Raw genomic sequence first — 15,161 nt, 5'->3', positions numbered from 1 at the left:
CCTTTTTCAACCGTCAAAGCAGATTTATTTACCAGATTTGTGCGAAATCTTGCTAGAAGATGACGAAGTGCGGTGATTTTTTGGCGGATTTTTCACCGCACTTTGTTTTTCGGCCTGTTGCCCTTTTTTGATCAAATGCGGTGTGACGAAAATCACCAATTCCCGTTTTTGATGACGCTCTACTTCTTTACTAAACAAGCGTTTAATCACAGGAATATCACCCAGCACAGGCACTTTATCTAAGGCTTTGGTAATGGTATCGTGAAAGATACCACCTAGCACAATGGTTTCCCCATCTTGTGCAAAAACTTGCGTGTTAATTTCTTGCTTATCAATAGCAATGACTTCGTTTTCGCCATAAGCCACACGCCCACCAGGGGCATTTTGGCTCACCACCAAATCCAACAAAATGCCGTTATTTTTGGATAAATGTGGCGTTACTTCTAGCCCCAGCACCGCTTCGCGAAACTCAATGCTCTGGCTGTCATTTTTATTATTATTCACCACATAAGGAATTTCCGTCCCTTGCTTAATACTCGCACTTTTCTTATTAGTGGTAAGCAAACTTGGGCTAGCGATAATTTCTACGCTATTTTCTCGCTCCAAGGCGGTTAATTCTAAATCAAGCAATCTTCCATTAATTTTGGCAATCTGCAACGCCACCGAGCCTGCTGGGGTGTTGGTGGTAGCGAAATTGACGTTGAGATTATCAGTAATATTGGCAAAACCATTCGCATTCAGGCTACCCATTACTTTATGGCTGGCATCTGTTGGCGTAAAAATCCCCCAACGCACGCCAAGTTCTTTCAAACTTTCATCACTAATAGTAACAATGCGCGCTTCAATAGCAATTTGTTCAATGGGCTTATCCATTTCCGTAACCAAGCGTTTCATTTGGTTTAATATGGCTTTTTCATCTTTAATAATCAATAGGTTACTGCGATCATCAAAACTCATACTGCCATTTGCTGAAAGCAACGAGCCACTGCCCGAAGTGAGCGTTTTCATCACTTCAGACGCTTTGGCATAGTGCAATTTTATTGTCATTGTTGATAATCTGGGAAGTGCTGGCTCAGGCAATGTATCTACAAATTCAGTAGGAAGATTATTGGCTACTTCTGGCGAAGAATTTTGTGGGGCTTTACTGAGATAATAAATACCGTTTTCCTGCCAGAATTGGAGCTGCTTTATTTTGGCAACCACTTGCAAAAATTGCGCGAGGGTTGTTTGTTGCAGTTGTAACGAAATTGAACCTTGCAATTCGTCATCGATCACTAAATTAACCTTCTGTTGTGCTGCGAGCTGTTGCACGGTCTGTACCAAAGGGGCTTGCTGTAAGCGAATTGAAAAGGTTTCGCTTGGTTTTTCGCTTGCGCTGGCAAATAATGAAAAACTCAGAAAAAACGCACCGCACTTTAATAATCGCATTTTTTTCTCCTAAAAGGTTAAATAAACAAATTGTGATTGCATACAGTCAAAAAGTGTAATTTGCTGTGGTGAAATATCCTTAATCTGCAATCTTTCTTGTGCAACCACCTCTTCCTTTTGAATAAGCATAACTTGTTGATTTTTATCAGTAAAAATTGCTTTGCTGTTTTCTGGAAACTGAATGATTCCAACTAACTTGAGCTGTTGAAAAGAAGCCTCTTCCGCCAAGATTTTTTTATGTGTAGGGCAATTTGTAGAACTTGGCTGAGCGATGATTGCCGCCTGTGCTGTGCGCTGTGTTTTATCAAAAGGATCTTGTGCAGAAACAAAGGGGCTGAGCAGTATGAGAAAAAGAAACGCTTTTTTCATTGTTTATCCTTGGGTAAAGAAAGTTTAAAACGAACTTCTGTGATTAGCGAGAGTTGTGAAAGCGGGTTTTCGCGTGTTTTGTAAATATGCAGTTGTAATACATTGAGTTGCGGCGTGCGTTCTAAAAGTGCGGTCAAAAATTGACGTAACTTATTGAAATTGCCGATTAATTGCATTGTTAAATAAGGAGATTGGTAAAAATCCCATTGGCTATTTTTTACTTGTAGTTGAAAATCCTGTGGACGCAAAACTTGATTTATTTGGGCAATATCGCTTGTGAGTTCAGGCGTAAACGTATTTTGTGTATTTTGTTGTAGTGAGCTTAAAATTTGTTTTTGATGTACCAAATCTTGTTCTAATTGCAGAATTTGGCGATCTGTTTGGCTATTTTGTTGTTGAATTTGCTGATATTCCATAATCCAAAAAGACAGAGGCAAAAAGGTAAAAATCAGTAATAGAGCGTATTGCTTGGTAGCTGAAAGCTGGGCGAGCTTGCCGAGTAAATTATACGGATTATTAAAAATTTGCTTCATCATCTTGTTCATTTTTTAATTGAAATTCAAAAGTCAGCTGTGAACCTGTGGGCTGAAATTGTGTGAGTTGTGAATGGCTAAATAGCGCTAATTGCGTGATGCGTTGCTGTAATTGCTCAAATTCTTGTTGATCTTCTGTAAAACCATTGAGCAATAATTTTTCTTGCGTAAGCGCCACGTCATTTAATTCTCCTTGTTGCAAAGGAAGCGCAGCAAGCCAGTCTAAAAATTGAATAACCTCTTGCGATGGCAAACTTTGTTGTTCTTGCTGATAAACATAGTGTTGTCTTAAGGCACTAATCTGCTCAATAGTTTGGTTTAAATTTTGAGAAAGTGTTTCATATTGCGCATTCTTTTGTGGCGCGATGGCTTGTTCTGCTTGTAAAACGTTGAGCATCGCAAGGTGGCAAGCCAGGCTTATGGCGAAGCAAATTCCCGCTCGCAGTAATAATTTTTTCATATTTTTATGATGTGCTGCCAGTCGCCACGGTAGCAAATTAATCGCCATTTGTTTCTCCTTTCTGTTGCCAGAAAGATTGTTGCCATAAGGCATTGCCTAAGGCGATAAAGGGCAAATCCGTTTCGACTTTCTGCCAGTGATCAGGCAAGGCGTTTGGTAAATCATCGCAATAGTAATAAATTTGCTCAGGCTGCAAGGAATAACGCTGGCAGAACATTTCAGCAAGTGCGGTGAGATTTTTGTCAGTTTGTTGTATAAATTGAACCGCTGAGGCGTTGGGCTGAACGGCAAAGGTGTGTTGCTTATCTCGGTAAAGAAAAAGCACCTGTTTTTCCGTGCTAGCCCCTGTGAGATATTGAAAGGCGCGGATTATCGCGTGGATACAGCAATCCAATACTTGAATAGGAAAAGGGGCGTAAGCGTTGAGATAATCCAAGGCAGTTTGTTTTTTTATGGCAAAAATACTTAGTTTGAAGCCTTGCTTGAGCGGTTCTGATTGATAATCAAACCAGATTTCTTCAAGGGGAAGGGGCAATTCTTGCGATAATAAAAATCGACATTGTTGCTCACATTCTGCGGCAGTTAAAATTTGTGGCAATAACAGATTTTTGATCCAAGTGTATTGTGGTGAAATTGCGGTGATAAATTTTATTGTTTTCAAGGCATTATTGCTTGATTGTGGTATAAGCTGTGCGGCAAGTTGTGGCAAGGAAATTGGTGAAGATAGGGTACAGGCTTGTGGTTGATTTTTTTCATCAAACCAAACACATTCATAATTTTCACCTTGTTTCCACACACCAACTTGTTTTTGTGTGGTGAAATTGTTCGTTTTCTTCATTCTTCCTACTTAAATATTCATTTTAAATGCACTTTTAGCTTTGGATTTCCTTGACTAAACTTTATACTTACGTTTTAAGGAAGTAGTTAAGCTAAAATTTCGGGTTTTAGTTTTTCTGATTTTTTTCAATTTTGCACGAATGAAGAGAGAATTTTACGATGCGGATCGCAAAATTAATTTTAAGTAGCTTGCTGACAATGATCATTTTAGGCTGTGTTGTCGCAGGAATTATTTATGTTCAACTAAAATCAGGCTTGCCAAGTGTAGATTCCCTAAAAACCGTGGAATTACAGCAACCGATGCAGATTTATACCGCTGACGGCAAACTCATTGGTGAAGTGGGCGAACAGCGCCGTATTCCCGTGAAACTGAATGACGTGCCAAAAAAATTAATTGAGGCGGTGCTTGCCACAGAAGATAGCCGTTTTTATGAACATCACGGTTTAGATCCTGTGGGCATTGCTCGTGCGGTGAGTGTTGCGATTACTAAAGGCGGTGCTTCACAAGGGGCGAGTACCATTACTCAACAGCTCGCGCGTAACTTCTTCTTAACGCCAGAAAAAAATATCGTGCGTAAAGCGAAAGAAGCCATTTTAGCGATTGAAATTGAAAACACCCTAAGCAAAGATGAAATTTTAGAACTATATTTGAACAAGATTTACCTTGGCTATCGCGCTTATGGTGTGGCGGCGGCTGCGAAAACCTATTTCGGGAAATCGCTCGATCAGCTCACCTTATCAGAAATGGCGGTGATCGCAGGCTTGCCAAAAGCGCCTTCCACAATGAATCCGCTCTATTCTCTTAAACGTGCAACGGCACGCCGTAATGTGGTGCTAGGGCGAATGTTAGAAATGCAATACATCAGCAAAGCGGAATATGATGAAGCCATTAACGAGCCTATCGTAGCGAGCTATCACGGTGCACAGTTAGATTTTAAAGCGGATTATGTTACCGAAATGGTACGCCAAGAAATGGTGAAACGTTTTGGCGAAGAAAACGCCTATACTAGTGGTTATAAAGTTTATACTACCGTGCTTTCTGCCGATCAGGCCGAAGCGCAAAAAGCCGTGCGTGATAATTTGCTCGCTTATGATATGCGCCACGGCTACCGCGGTGCGGCTGTGTTATGGAAAAAGGGCGAAACCGCTTGGGACGAAGATAAAATTATTGATGCGCTAAAAAAATTGCCTAATTCAGCGCCTTTAGTGCCAGCTGCCGTATTGGAAACTAGCAAAGCGGGCGCAAAAGTATTATTAGATGATGGCAACAGCATCACGCTTTCCCCGGCAGCAATGCGCTGGGCAGGCAAAAGACAACCAAAAGCAGGCGAACAAATTTGGTTGCGTCAGCGTGGTAATGGTGAATGGCAACTTTCTCAAGTGCCAGAAGTAAATTCTGCCTTAGTTTCATTAAATAGTGATAATGGTGCGATCGAAGCCTTAGTGGGCGGCTTTAGCTTTGAGCAAAGCAAATTTAACCGCGCTACTCAATCTTTAGTGCAAGTGGGGTCATCAATCAAGCCTTTCATTTATGCTGCCGCATTAGAAAAAGGGCTAACCTTATCAAGCGTGCTACAAGATTCCCCTATCGTGATCAAAAAACCGGGGCAAAAGGTGTGGACACCGAAAAACTCACCAAATCGTTATGACGGCCCAATGCGCTTGCGTGTGGGCTTAGGGCAATCCAAAAATATGATTGCGATCCGTGCAATCCAAATGGCAGGTATTGATTTTACCGCCGATTTCTTGCAACGCTTTGGCTTCCAGCGTGATCAATATTTCGCTAGCGAAGCCCTTGCTTTAGGGGCAGCTTCATTCACCCCACTTGAAATGGCTCGTGCTTATGCGGTGTTTGATAACGGTGGTTTCTTGGTAAATCCTTACCTTATTGAAAAAATCCTTGATAATAGCGGCAAAGAGCTGTTTGTTGCGAATCCACAAATTGCTTGTGTTACCTGTGATAACATTCCTGTGATTTATGGGGAAACTGAAAAATTAGATGGGTTTAAAAACCTTGATTTAGAGAAGCCTGATAATTTAGTTTCTACGGATAGCAGCACCAATGGTGAAGAACTAGATCAAGATGAGCAACCTAATGATATTCCAGAACTTGATCGCCAAAATAAAAAATTAGATGAAAACGCAATTGATTTTATGGCGCAAGATAAAAAAGCCAACGATCAAGTGCAGTATGCACCTCGCGTAATTAGTGGTGAATTAGCTTTCTTAATTCGTAGTGCATTGAATACCGCAATTTACGGCGAACAAGGTCTAGGTTGGAAAGGTACAAGCTGGCGAATGGCAAATCAAATTAAGCGTTCTGATATTGGTGGAAAAACAGGGACAACCAATAATTCAAAAGTGGCTTGGTATGCCGGTTTCGGGGCAAATATTACCACGGCGGTTTATGTTGGCTTTGATGACAACAAACGCAATTTAGGCAAAGGCGAAGCCGGCGCACAAACCGCAATGCCTGCGTGGGTTGCTTATATGAAAGCGAGCTTGAAAAATATTCCTGTACGGGAGATCCCGATACCGAAAAATATTATAGAAAAAAGTATTGATACCATTTCTGGTCTACTTTCCACAGGAAAGGGGCGTAAAGAGTATTTCATCAAAGGTACAGAACCTACTCGCTCTTATGTTGAGGAAAAAGGTTATTATGTACCACCTGAATTATTAGAGCGTTTGAACGGTGGTGTAAAATCTTCTGAACCACAGGAGTTATTTTAGCTAGATGAAGAAAATAAAAGAGCGGTTGTTTTTTCAAGAATTTTTCTAATTGGAAAAGAAAAGACCTAGCCAAGCTAGGTCTTTTGCATAGTATTCTTCTGCAATAACTCAACGAGAGTTTTTAGTGCATTAATTTCGTTGTCTTTTTGCAAGAGTAATTCTTTTTGGTGGTTGATGATTAATTGTAGTTTTTCATTTTCTTGTATCTGTTTTTCTGAGCTACCATAATAATTTGTATTGTGATCATTCATAAGAAAAGTGACATTTTTCTCCCCAGAATTCATCAGCTCAATGACATCAATATTAAATACATTAGCAATTTGCTCTAAACGATGAAGGTTGAGTTTCGTTTCTCCACGTTCTAGTTTTGCGTAATTATTGGTTGACATATGTAACCTATTTGCCATTTCCTCTTGCGTCCATTTATTAGCTTCTCTTCTCATTTTTATTTGGTCTTTAACTTTCATAGCTCACCACTTATTGACTTGTCAACACCTTTATTGATTGTATTTTATACCTACTTATAACTAGATAAACATATTCCTCTAGTAAATAATATCAAAGATTCTAACATATATTTTATGAGGTATAACGATGAAACTTATTTCGAAGTCTATTTTTGTTGCAGCCACTACATTAATGTTGAGTGCTTGTGTCACTCACAGAGTAGCTGATTTTACATTGGCTAGTACGAAAAATGTGAATCTTAATTCAGGAAAATTAGTTCTTGGTGAAAGAGTTAAAGGTGAAGATAAAACCACATTTGGTATCGTATATATGAAAAATGCTGTAGATAGAGCTATTGAAACAGATCGATGTGCAGTCGCACTTTCTGATGTTGTTATTTCTGTAGAAAGTGGATTTAGAACAAAATATATTGCAGAAGGAACACAAGTTTTGGATCGCAGTTTACCTGGTTGTGCTAACAAGTAAGCATTCTACCTAAGCAATAAGAATTATTCTAGTATAACGCTACCGACAGGATAAAAAACAAAGTGCGGTTGTTTTTTCAAGAATTTTTCTAATCTGAAAAGAAAAGACCTAGCGAAATAGCTAGGTCTTTTTTATGCGGAAGATAAATTAAAGAATATCCAACAATTCCACTTCAAACACTAAGGTGCTAAATGGTGGGATTGCTGCACCTGCGCCGCGCTCGCCGTAGGCAAGGTTGTGTGGAATGGTGAGTTTCCATTTTGAGCCAACTGGCATCATTGAAAGGGCTTCAACCCAACCCGGGATTACACCGCTTACAGGAAATTCAGCAGGTTGGCCACGTTGTACGGAGCTGTCGAATACGGTGCCATCTGGCAATGTTCCTGTGTAATGAACGCGTACTTGATCTTGTTTGCTTGGGATTTTTCCGTTACCTTCCACTAACACTTCATATTGTAAGCCTGAATCTGTTACTTTCACGCCGTCTTTTTTCGCATTTTCTGCAAGATAGGCTTTGCCTTCTTCTTCAATTTTTTTGAATTGGGCTTGCGCTGCTTCTGCGGCTTGTTGTTGCAGTTGTTGTAAGGCTTGGCTCACTTCGTTTAAATCAATCGCTAGCGCATTTTGATTTAACGCATCAAAGATCCCTTTCGCCACGGCATCTGCTTTGACTGCTAATTTGCTATCAACTAATTGCTGACCGATTTGTAAACCGATACCGTAACTGCCTTTGGCAGAAACATCATCTAAAGCGACTTGGTTAAAAAATTGTTCTGACATTGTTTTTTCCTTCTATTAAAAATAAATGTGTTTGATTAAGCGATTTATTACATCGTGTTTTTATAAGCTAACACTTCGCCCATATGCACTGGCACATCAACCGCCAACTGTTCTGCCAATTTCACTTGGTTTGGCTGGAATAGATTGATTACCGTAGAACCAAGCTGGAACGCGCCCATTTCTTGACCTTTGCGTAATTTCACGGCATTTTCACCGCTATATGTCCAGACTTTCACCTCTTTGCTGCGCGGTGGGTTAATCACGCCAGCCCATTGGGTGCTGATGCTTGCTGTGATGGTTGCCCCCACTAAAATTTGTACCATTTGCCCAAATTCCGTATCAAACACGCAGATCACGCGTTCGTTACGAGCAAATAAATTCGGAACGTGTTCTGCCAAAAATGGATTAACTGAAAACAGTTCACCCGGTACATAAATCATTTTGCGTAATGTGCCATCACAAGGCATATGTACACGATGATAATCTCTCGGTGAAAGGTATATTGTGGCGAATTCACCATTTTTAAAGGCCTCGACCAATTCTTTATCATTGGCAAGCAGATCGGCAAGGCTAAAATCGTGTCCTTTGGCTTGTAATAAACGATCTTCATCAATATGCCCGAGCTGGCTCACGCAGCCGTCTGCGGGTAAACAAAGTGCGGTAGGATTTTCATCAATTTTTCTCGCCCCTTCCGCTAAAGGACGGATAAAAAATTCATTAAAGGTCGCATAATCATTAAAATTTGGTTTCAGCGCTTCTTGCATATTGACTTGGTATTTTTTCGCGAATAATTTAATCACTAAATGGGTTAGCGCTCCCCAACGTTGCTTTGCAAACCAACCAGCAAGCTGGGTTAAATAAAGTTGCGGCATTACATATTGAAAAGCCACTTTTACACGTTGCCAATACGTTAAAGGTATTTGCGTTTTTAATGTCATAAGGTTTTCCTTTGTTAAAATGGAAGGGCGATTATATCAACTTATCCTACTTGTGCAACGATATGCGGATTTTGCCTTGATTTATCACAGGAATGGGGGTAGTGTTCGTTTTCGATTGTATTGATGTAGGAACGCACCTGTGTGTGCGCCCGAAAATTAATGATTATTACGGACGGACACACAGGTCCGTCCCTACCAAAAATAATATGAGATTCGGGTGAGTACATCGCTATCCCTAGAATTTACTTAAATGATAGGTGAAAAAGAGCAGTGTTCGTTCTCTATTATATTGGTGTAGGGGCGCACCTATGTGTGTGCCCGAAAATTAATGATGATATACGGACGGACACAGGTCCGTCCCTACAAAAAATGATATGAGATACTGACGACTACATCGGTTCTCCCTAGAATTTACTGAAATTATAGGTTAAAAATAGCATTGCTCGTTCTCTATTATATTGGTGTAGGGGCGCACCTATGTGTGCGCCCGAAAATTAATGCTTATTACGGACGGACACGCAGGTCCGTCCCTACAAAAAATGATATGAGAGGCGGGCGAATACATCGTTCTCCCTAGAATTTACTGAAATGATAGGTGAAAAAGAGCAGTGTTCGTTTATATTGATGTAGGGGGGCACCTATGTGTTCGCCCGAAAATTAATGATGATATACGGACGGACACAGGTCCGTCCCTACCCCAAATGATATGAGATGCGGGCGAATACATCGTTCTCCCTAAAGTTTGCTGAAATAACAGGTTAAAAATGCAAGAACAATCCCTCCTTAATATCGATAAAAACCACATCTGGCACCCTTATTCACGCATTAACAGCGATGCGCCGATGTTTGCGGTGGAACGTGCGGACGGGGTGGAAATCACGTTGAAAAATGGCAAGCGGCTTATTGATGGAATGTCTTCTTGGTGGGCGGCGTTACACGGTTATAATCACCCGAAATTGAACCAAGCGGCGAAAGATCAGTTAGAGAAAATGAGCCATATTATGTTCGGTGGATTTACCCACGATCCCGCTGGCGAATTGGCGCAGCGTTTAGTGCGATTATTGCCTGCGGGCTTGGATAAAATTTTCTTTGCCGATAGTGGCTCGGTGGCGGTGGAAGTGGCGATGAAAATGGCGGTGCAATATCAGCAAGCCAAAGGTGAAAGCCAGCGTTACAAATTCGCCACCATTCGTTCGGGCTACCACGGCGACACTTGGCACGCAATGTCCGTGTGCGATCCGATTACCGGAATGCATAGTCTGTTTGCCAAAGGCCTGCCCGTGCAATATTTTTTACCGCAACCGAAAACCACCTTTGACGGACAATGGCAAGAGGCTGATATTCAGCCGCTCAAAGATTTACTGGCAGAAAAGAGCGGTGAAATTGCCGCCTTAATTTTAGAGCCGATTGTGCAAGGTGCGGGGGGAATGTATTTTTATTCGCCGACCTATTTAGAAAAAGCGCGCGCCTTGTGTGATGAATATGGCGTCTTGCTGATTTTTGATGAAATCGCCACAGGCTTTGGGCGTACAGGCAAACTGTTTGCCACAGAATATACCAACATCAAGCCTGATATTATCTGCTTAGGCAAAGCCTTAACAGGCGGCTATTTAACCCTTTCCGCCACCGTCACCACCGCACATATTGCCGAAACCATTTGCAACGGCGAAGCAAAATGTTTTATGCACGGGCCAACCTTTATGGGCAATCCGCTCGCTTGCGCCATTGCCAGTGCATCCATTGATTTATTATTGGAAAGCGATTGGCAAGGCAAGGTAAACGCCATTGAACAGCAATTAAAAACCGAACTGGCGGCAGCAAAAAATTTCCAATCGGTGAAAGAAGTACGCGTATTAGGCGCTATTGGCGTGTTAGAAATGAAAGCCCCAGTGGATTTAGCTGTATTGCAACCAAAATTTGTAGAAAAAGGCATTTGGCTACGTCCTTTTGGGCATTTGGTGTATATTATGCCTCCTTTTATTATTTCGTCCGCCCAGCTCAGCCAGCTCACGCAAGGCTTATTGGCGGTACTCAAAGAGGTTTACAATGAATAATCATTTGGCTGATTTTGCACAAACACTGGCTGAACTTAAAGCTCAAGGGCAGTTTCGTCAGCTTCCACAGTTAGATCATCAAGGCAAAATGATCGTCAAAGACGGACGCACAATGCTCAATATGTCTTCTAATGATTATTTAGGTCTTGCCAATGATGACGCGTTAAAAAGCGAATTTTTAAAAAACTATGGCGAAAACCTACCACACTTTACTTCCTCTTCCTCAAGGTTATTAACGGGATCTTTCGCCATTTACGAACAGCTCGAAAGCCTGATGGCAAGCCGATTTGGACGTGAGGCGTGCTTGTTGTTTAATAGTGGCTATCACGCCAACATCGGCATTTTACCCGCCGTGGCAAATAAGAAAACCCTGATCGTGGCGGATAAACTGGTTCACGCCAGTATCATTGATGGCATTCGTTTGAGCGAGGCAGATTTCGTGCGCTATCGGCATAATGATTTCAATCACTTAGAAACCTTATTAGCAAAACATCAAGCCCATTACCAACGAATGATCATCGTTACCGAAAGCATTTTTAGTATGGACGGTGATGTGGTAGATTTACGCCAGCTTGTAGCGTTGAAACATCGCTTTGGCAATGTGATGCTTTATGTGGACGAAGCCCACGCCATCGGGGCTTATGGCAACACAGGATTAGGCATTGCGGAACAGCAAGGTTGCGTGCAAGAGATCGATTTTTTAGTTGGCACCTTTGGCAAAGCCTTGGCATCAATGGGCGCTTATGTGGTGTGCGATCAGCTCATTAAAGATTATTTAATTAATAAAATGCGACCGCTGATTTTTTCTACCGCACTGCCGCCATTGTGTGTGGCGTGGAGCACATTTCTGTTTGAAAAACTCCCGCACTTTGCTACGCGCCGCCAACATTTACATCAGCTAAGCAAAAAAGTGCGGTGCTTTTTTCGCGAGAATTTAGCCCAATCGATTCTGAGCGAAAGCGGTATTATTCCTTATATTATCGGTGATAATCAAAAAACCGTGGCAACGGCGCTTGCCTTGCAACAACAAGGCTATTATTGTTTGCCGATCCGTCCGCCTACGGTACCAAAAGGTACATCACGCATTCGCGTTTCTTTAACAGCGGATATGACAGAGCAAGAAGTGGACGCTTTTCTCACAACCTTAATGGAATTTGAGCAACAACAATGCAAATAGAATTAATCAAGCGCGCAGATAATAATCCAAATTTAATCATTTATTTTGCGGGCTGGGGAACGCCAGCCAGTGCGGTTTCTCACTTAGCGTTACCAGAAAACACCGATTTACTGCTGTGCTATGACTATCAAGATCTGATATTTAATGTGGATCTTTCCCCTTATTCGCAGATCCGTGTGGTGGCTTGGTCAATGGGCGTGTGGGTGGCAAATAAAGTACTTGGGCAAACGCCCTTTGTCAGCGCGACTGCCATTAACGGCACAGGCAAGCCTTGTGATGATGCTATGGGCATTCCGCAAGCGGTATTTATCGGCACTCTAGAACAGCTAGATGAACGTAATTTAGCCAAATTTCAGCGCAGAATGTGCGGTGATAGCGCCACGTTCGAGCAATATAGCCAATTAGCAGGGCAACGTGATTGGCAGCAAGTGCGGTCAGAATTAGGCGAACTTTATCAATCTATTCAGCAAGATAATGGAAAATCGCTGAACTGGACAAAAGCCATTATTGGGGAGAAAGATCGTATTTTCCCTAGCCAAAATCAGCTCAACTTTTGGCAAACTTATGCCGCTGAGCAAAAGCAAAGTGCGGTGCAAAATGGCACAGAATTTGTCTTACAAACAATGCCATTGCCGCACTATCCTTTTGCGCAATTTCACGCATGGGCTGAGTTATTTTAAATGAAGGCGGTAAATAAATCTCGCGTTGCGCAATGCTTTAGCCAAGCCTTGCAGAGCTACGACAGCCAAGCACAAGCGCAGCAGCAAATTAATCAGCAACTGTTACAGCTGTTATTGCAAACGGGCAGAACGGCTTTTTCACAAGTGCTGGAAATTGGTTGTGGCACGGGGCATTTTAGCCAACTTTTAGCGCAACATTTACAAGTGAAATCTTGGGCATTTAACGATTTATGCGATGTGAAAAGCCAACTTAACGCCCTATTTCCACAAGAGAATGTTGTTTTTTATCAAGGCGATGGGGAAAACTATCCGTTTCCTGCGCATTATGATCTCATCGCTTCCGCTTCTGCGGTGCAGTGGTTTGCTGATCCGCACGGTTTCATCAATAAATGTGCCGATTTATTGCGTGAAAATGGCATCTTGCTGATTAGCACCTTTGCCCCACAAAATTTAGCCGAAATTCGTGCATTAACGGGAATTGGCTTGGATTATCCTGATTTGGAGCAATGGCAACAATGGCTGAGTGAAAGATTTGAGATCAAAGCCTTATTTGAACAAGCGATGCCGTTGTATTTTTCTAATCCGTTAGCGGTGTTGCAACATCTCAAAGCCACTGGCGTAACTGCCACAGGGCAAGGACGTTGGACAAAGGGACGATTGCAACAATTTATTGCAGATTACAAAGCGCAATATGAAAATCCGCAAGGACAAGTGCGGTTGAATTATCAGCCACTTTTTATTTTGGCACAAAAATTATAGCAAGGGGAAACAAAATGACAGGGCAAGTGATCTTTATTTCGGGCATTGACACCGATGTAGGAAAAACCATCGCCACAGGCTGGTATGCGAAAAAACTCGCGGAACAAGGTTTTTCGGTCATTACGCAAAAAATGATCCAAACAGGCTGTGAAGAAATTTCTGAAGACATTGTGCAACACCGCAAATTGCAAGGCATTGAGCTATTGCCCGAAGATCAGCAAGGGCTAACCTGCCCTTATTTATTTTCTTACCCTTGTTCGCCGCATCTCGCCGCGCGCCTAGAAAATCGTGAAATTTGCACCGCACTTATCCGCCAAGCAACAGACGAGCTGGCAGCGCGTTATGATTATGTGCTATTGGAAGGCGCAGGTGGCCTGTGCGTGCCTTATGATGAACAGCACACCACCTTAGATTATGTGGCCGCGCAAGGCTATCCTGTGATTTTAGTAACCTCAGGAAAACTGGGCAGTATTAATCACACCTTGCTTAGTTTGTTAGCCTGCAAACAGTATCATATTGAATTAAAAGGATTAATTTATAATCGCTATCCCTTAGGCGATGAAACCATCAATGATGAAACGGCGCGTTATTTGGAAAATTATTTGCACCAACATTTTCCCCAAGCAGAATTTTTCCGTTTAGAAAAACAAGATCAAATTTAAGAAAAAGGAAATTCGCACTTTTCGCATAAAAAATCATAATTTCCTTTGACTAATTGAACATCAAAAGGTAATATGCACGCCCTATGCAAAAGGTAAAACTACCCCTTACAACTGATCCGGTAAAGGATGCACAGCGTAGATTGGATTATGATGGCTATTATGCAATCAACCAACTTGGTCGCCTAGCTGAATCAGTAAATAAAGTGCTCAGCGATGCACAGGTAACATTATCATTTTTCATTGATTCACAAAAATTAGTGGTAATGAAAGGCAAAGCTCAGGTTGAAGTGGAACTCACTTGTCAGCGCTGCGGTGAACCTTTTAACCAAATCTTGGAAGCCGAGTTTGCATATAGCCCTGTTTCTAATTTGGATCAAGCCGATGCGTTACCAGAGATTTATGAACCTATTGAACTTAACGAGTTTGGGGAAATAGATTTACTGGCAACAATTGAAGATGAATTGATGTTATGTCTGCCGATTGTGCCAATGCATTCATCTGAACACTGTGAAGTGTCCGTGGCTGAACAGGTTTTTGGCGAATTGCCCGAAGAATTGGCAAAAAAACCGAACCCGTTCGCTGTATTAGCTAGTTTAAAGCAAAAGTAAATTTAGGAGTATAGCCAATGGCTGTTCAACAAAATAAAAAATCTCGTTCACGTCGTGATATGCGTCGTTCACACGATGCCTTAACTACTGCAGCAGTATCAGTAGATAAAGCAACTGGCGAAACCCATTTACGTCACCACGTTACTGCTGACGGTTATTACCGCGGTCGTAAAGTGATCAACAAGTAATTCCTTTTTTATATAAGGTATT

Annotated in this window: 17 protein-coding genes; 9 read left to right on the top strand and 8 right to left on the bottom strand. The window is 41.8% G+C overall.

All coding sequences use genetic code 11. The features are described 5' to 3' along the window. Window positions 1–24: 24 nt before the first annotated feature. The 5 genes from ELZ61_RS10450 to ELZ61_RS10430 are packed head-to-tail and all read right to left on the bottom strand — an operon-like array spanning window position 25 to window position 3,628. The gene (locus ELZ61_RS10450; RefSeq protein WP_126373460.1) at window positions 25–1,428 is read right to left on the bottom strand and encodes a type IV pilus secretin PilQ; all 1,404 of its coding nucleotides are present in this window, start codon (window positions 1,426–1,428) and stop codon (window positions 25–27) included. Between the two features lie 9 nt (window positions 1,429–1,437). Further along, window positions 1,438–1,797, bottom strand: a complete 360-nt coding sequence (locus ELZ61_RS10445) for a pilus assembly protein PilP (RefSeq protein WP_126373458.1) — start codon at window positions 1,795–1,797, stop codon at window positions 1,438–1,440. Continuing rightward, window positions 1,794–2,333, bottom strand: a complete 540-nt coding sequence (locus ELZ61_RS10440; RefSeq protein WP_126373456.1) for a hypothetical protein — start codon at window positions 2,331–2,333, stop codon at window positions 1,794–1,796. Before ELZ61_RS10440 ends, ELZ61_RS10445 begins: the two co-directional genes overlap by 4 nt. Further along, window positions 2,314–2,838, bottom strand: coding sequence for a hypothetical protein (locus ELZ61_RS10435; protein WP_126373454.1), 525 nt, complete (start codon window positions 2,836–2,838; stop codon window positions 2,314–2,316). The genes ELZ61_RS10440 and ELZ61_RS10435 overlap by 20 nt, the downstream gene beginning before the upstream one ends. Beyond that, window positions 2,828–3,628 (bottom strand): type IV pilus biogenesis protein PilM, encoded by an 801-nt coding sequence (locus tag ELZ61_RS10430; protein ID WP_126373452.1) that lies wholly within the window; start codon window positions 3,626–3,628, stop codon window positions 2,828–2,830. The genes ELZ61_RS10435 and ELZ61_RS10430 overlap by 11 nt, the downstream gene beginning before the upstream one ends. Window positions 3,629–3,786: 158 nt before the next feature. On the opposite strand from ELZ61_RS10430, the gene ELZ61_RS10425 reads away from it, so the two are divergent. Further along, window positions 3,787–6,360 (top strand): penicillin-binding protein 1A, encoded by a 2,574-nt coding sequence (locus ELZ61_RS10425; RefSeq protein ID WP_126373450.1) that lies wholly within the window; start codon window positions 3,787–3,789, stop codon window positions 6,358–6,360. 74 nt (window positions 6,361–6,434) lie between these two features. On the opposite strand, the gene ELZ61_RS10420 is transcribed toward ELZ61_RS10425, so the two are convergent. After that, entirely contained in the window at window positions 6,435–6,827 is a 393-nt protein-coding gene (locus ELZ61_RS10420; RefSeq protein WP_126373449.1) for a helix-turn-helix domain-containing protein, read from the bottom strand. A 127-nt stretch (window positions 6,828–6,954) separates the two neighbouring features. Here ELZ61_RS10420 and ELZ61_RS10415 point away from each other — a divergent pair, with 127 nt between their 5' ends. Further along, window positions 6,955–7,293 (top strand): hypothetical protein, encoded by a 339-nt coding sequence (locus tag ELZ61_RS10415; RefSeq protein WP_126373447.1) that lies wholly within the window; start codon window positions 6,955–6,957, stop codon window positions 7,291–7,293. 147 nt (window positions 7,294–7,440) lie between these two features. Here the strand turns inward: ELZ61_RS10415 and ELZ61_RS10410 are convergent, their stop codons facing one another. Then, window positions 7,441–8,073, bottom strand: a complete 633-nt coding sequence (locus tag ELZ61_RS10410; RefSeq protein ID WP_126373445.1) for a BamJ family beta-barrel-assembly machinery protein — start codon at window positions 8,071–8,073, stop codon at window positions 7,441–7,443. A 47-nt stretch (window positions 8,074–8,120) separates the two neighbouring features. Beyond that, a complete protein-coding gene (gene asd, locus ELZ61_RS10405) occupies window positions 8,121–9,011 on the bottom strand; it encodes an archaetidylserine decarboxylase (RefSeq protein ID WP_126373443.1) in 891 nt (296 codons plus the stop codon). Window positions 9,012–9,775: 764 nt separating this feature from the next. Here asd and bioA point away from each other — a divergent pair. The 7 genes from bioA (at window position 9,776) to rpmF (ending at window position 15,139) form a co-directional block, all read left to right on the top strand. Then, a complete protein-coding gene (bioA, locus tag ELZ61_RS10400) occupies window positions 9,776–11,065 on the top strand; it encodes an adenosylmethionine--8-amino-7-oxononanoate transaminase (protein WP_126373441.1) in 1,290 nt (429 codons plus the stop codon). After that, window positions 11,058–12,242: an 8-amino-7-oxononanoate synthase gene (bioF, locus tag ELZ61_RS10395; RefSeq protein WP_126373439.1), complete on the top strand. Its 1,185-nt coding sequence runs from the start codon at window positions 11,058–11,060 to the stop codon at window positions 12,240–12,242. The genes bioA and bioF overlap by 8 nt, the downstream gene beginning before the upstream one ends. Then, window positions 12,233–12,922, top strand: coding sequence for a DUF452 family protein (locus ELZ61_RS10390; RefSeq protein ID WP_126373437.1), 690 nt, complete (start codon window positions 12,233–12,235; stop codon window positions 12,920–12,922). The genes bioF and ELZ61_RS10390 overlap by 10 nt, the downstream gene beginning before the upstream one ends. Further along, window positions 12,923–13,681, top strand: coding sequence for a malonyl-ACP O-methyltransferase BioC (bioC, locus tag ELZ61_RS10385; RefSeq protein ID WP_126373435.1), 759 nt, complete (start codon window positions 12,923–12,925; stop codon window positions 13,679–13,681). 14 nt (window positions 13,682–13,695) lie between these two features. Further along, the gene (bioD, locus tag ELZ61_RS10380) at window positions 13,696–14,343 is read left to right on the top strand and encodes a dethiobiotin synthase (RefSeq protein WP_126373433.1); all 648 of its coding nucleotides are present in this window, start codon (window positions 13,696–13,698) and stop codon (window positions 14,341–14,343) included. Window positions 14,344–14,426: 83 nt separating this feature from the next. Continuing rightward, window positions 14,427–14,951, top strand: coding sequence for a 23S rRNA accumulation protein YceD (gene yceD / locus ELZ61_RS10375; protein WP_126373431.1), 525 nt, complete (start codon window positions 14,427–14,429; stop codon window positions 14,949–14,951). A gap of 17 nt (window positions 14,952–14,968) precedes the next feature. Beyond that, complete coding sequence (rpmF, locus tag ELZ61_RS10370) at window positions 14,969–15,139, top strand: 50S ribosomal protein L32 (protein WP_103853741.1); 171 nt, start codon at window positions 14,969–14,971, stop codon at window positions 15,137–15,139. The last annotated feature ends 22 nt before the right edge of the window (window positions 15,140–15,161 follow it).

Source organism: Avibacterium volantium (genome assembly GCF_900635775.1).
Taxonomy (GTDB): domain Bacteria; phylum Pseudomonadota; class Gammaproteobacteria; order Enterobacterales; family Pasteurellaceae; genus Avibacterium; species Avibacterium volantium.
Note: the sequence above shows the minus strand (reverse complement) of the source record. Positions and strands in the feature narration are given on the sequence as shown.

Excerpts from the sequence above, each read along its gene's own strand:
- ELZ61_RS10430 (WP_126373452.1), bottom strand. The coding sequence starts at position 3,628 with ATGAAGAAAACGAACAATTTCACCACACAAAAACAAGTTGGTGTGTGG.
- ELZ61_RS10425 (WP_126373450.1), top strand. The coding sequence starts at position 3,787 with ATGCGGATCGCAAAATTAATTTTAAGTAGCTTGCTGACAATGATCATT.
- ELZ61_RS10445 (WP_126373458.1), bottom strand. The coding sequence starts at position 1,797 with ATGAAAAAAGCGTTTCTTTTTCTCATACTGCTCAGCCCCTTTGTTTCT.
- bioC (WP_126373435.1), top strand. The coding sequence starts at position 12,923 with ATGAAGGCGGTAAATAAATCTCGCGTTGCGCAATGCTTTAGCCAAGCC.
- bioD (WP_126373433.1), top strand. The coding sequence starts at position 13,696 with ATGACAGGGCAAGTGATCTTTATTTCGGGCATTGACACCGATGTAGGA.
- ELZ61_RS10440 (WP_126373456.1), bottom strand. The coding sequence starts at position 2,333 with ATGATGAAGCAAATTTTTAATAATCCGTATAATTTACTCGGCAAGCTC.
- ELZ61_RS10420 (WP_126373449.1), bottom strand. The coding sequence starts at position 6,827 with ATGAAAGTTAAAGACCAAATAAAAATGAGAAGAGAAGCTAATAAATGG.
- ELZ61_RS10450 (WP_126373460.1), bottom strand. The coding sequence starts at position 1,428 with ATGCGATTATTAAAGTGCGGTGCGTTTTTTCTGAGTTTTTCATTATTT.
- yceD (WP_126373431.1), top strand. The coding sequence starts at position 14,427 with ATGCAAAAGGTAAAACTACCCCTTACAACTGATCCGGTAAAGGATGCA.
- bioF (WP_126373439.1), top strand. The coding sequence starts at position 11,058 with ATGAATAATCATTTGGCTGATTTTGCACAAACACTGGCTGAACTTAAA.
- ELZ61_RS10390 (WP_126373437.1), top strand. The coding sequence starts at position 12,233 with ATGCAAATAGAATTAATCAAGCGCGCAGATAATAATCCAAATTTAATC.
- ELZ61_RS10410 (WP_126373445.1), bottom strand. The coding sequence starts at position 8,073 with ATGTCAGAACAATTTTTTAACCAAGTCGCTTTAGATGATGTTTCTGCC.
- rpmF (WP_103853741.1), top strand. The coding sequence starts at position 14,969 with ATGGCTGTTCAACAAAATAAAAAATCTCGTTCACGTCGTGATATGCGT.
- ELZ61_RS10415 (WP_126373447.1), top strand. The coding sequence starts at position 6,955 with ATGAAACTTATTTCGAAGTCTATTTTTGTTGCAGCCACTACATTAATG.
- ELZ61_RS10435 (WP_126373454.1), bottom strand. The coding sequence starts at position 2,838 with ATGGCGATTAATTTGCTACCGTGGCGACTGGCAGCACATCATAAAAAT.
- asd (WP_126373443.1), bottom strand. The coding sequence starts at position 9,011 with ATGACATTAAAAACGCAAATACCTTTAACGTATTGGCAACGTGTAAAA.
- bioA (WP_126373441.1), top strand. The coding sequence starts at position 9,776 with ATGCAAGAACAATCCCTCCTTAATATCGATAAAAACCACATCTGGCAC.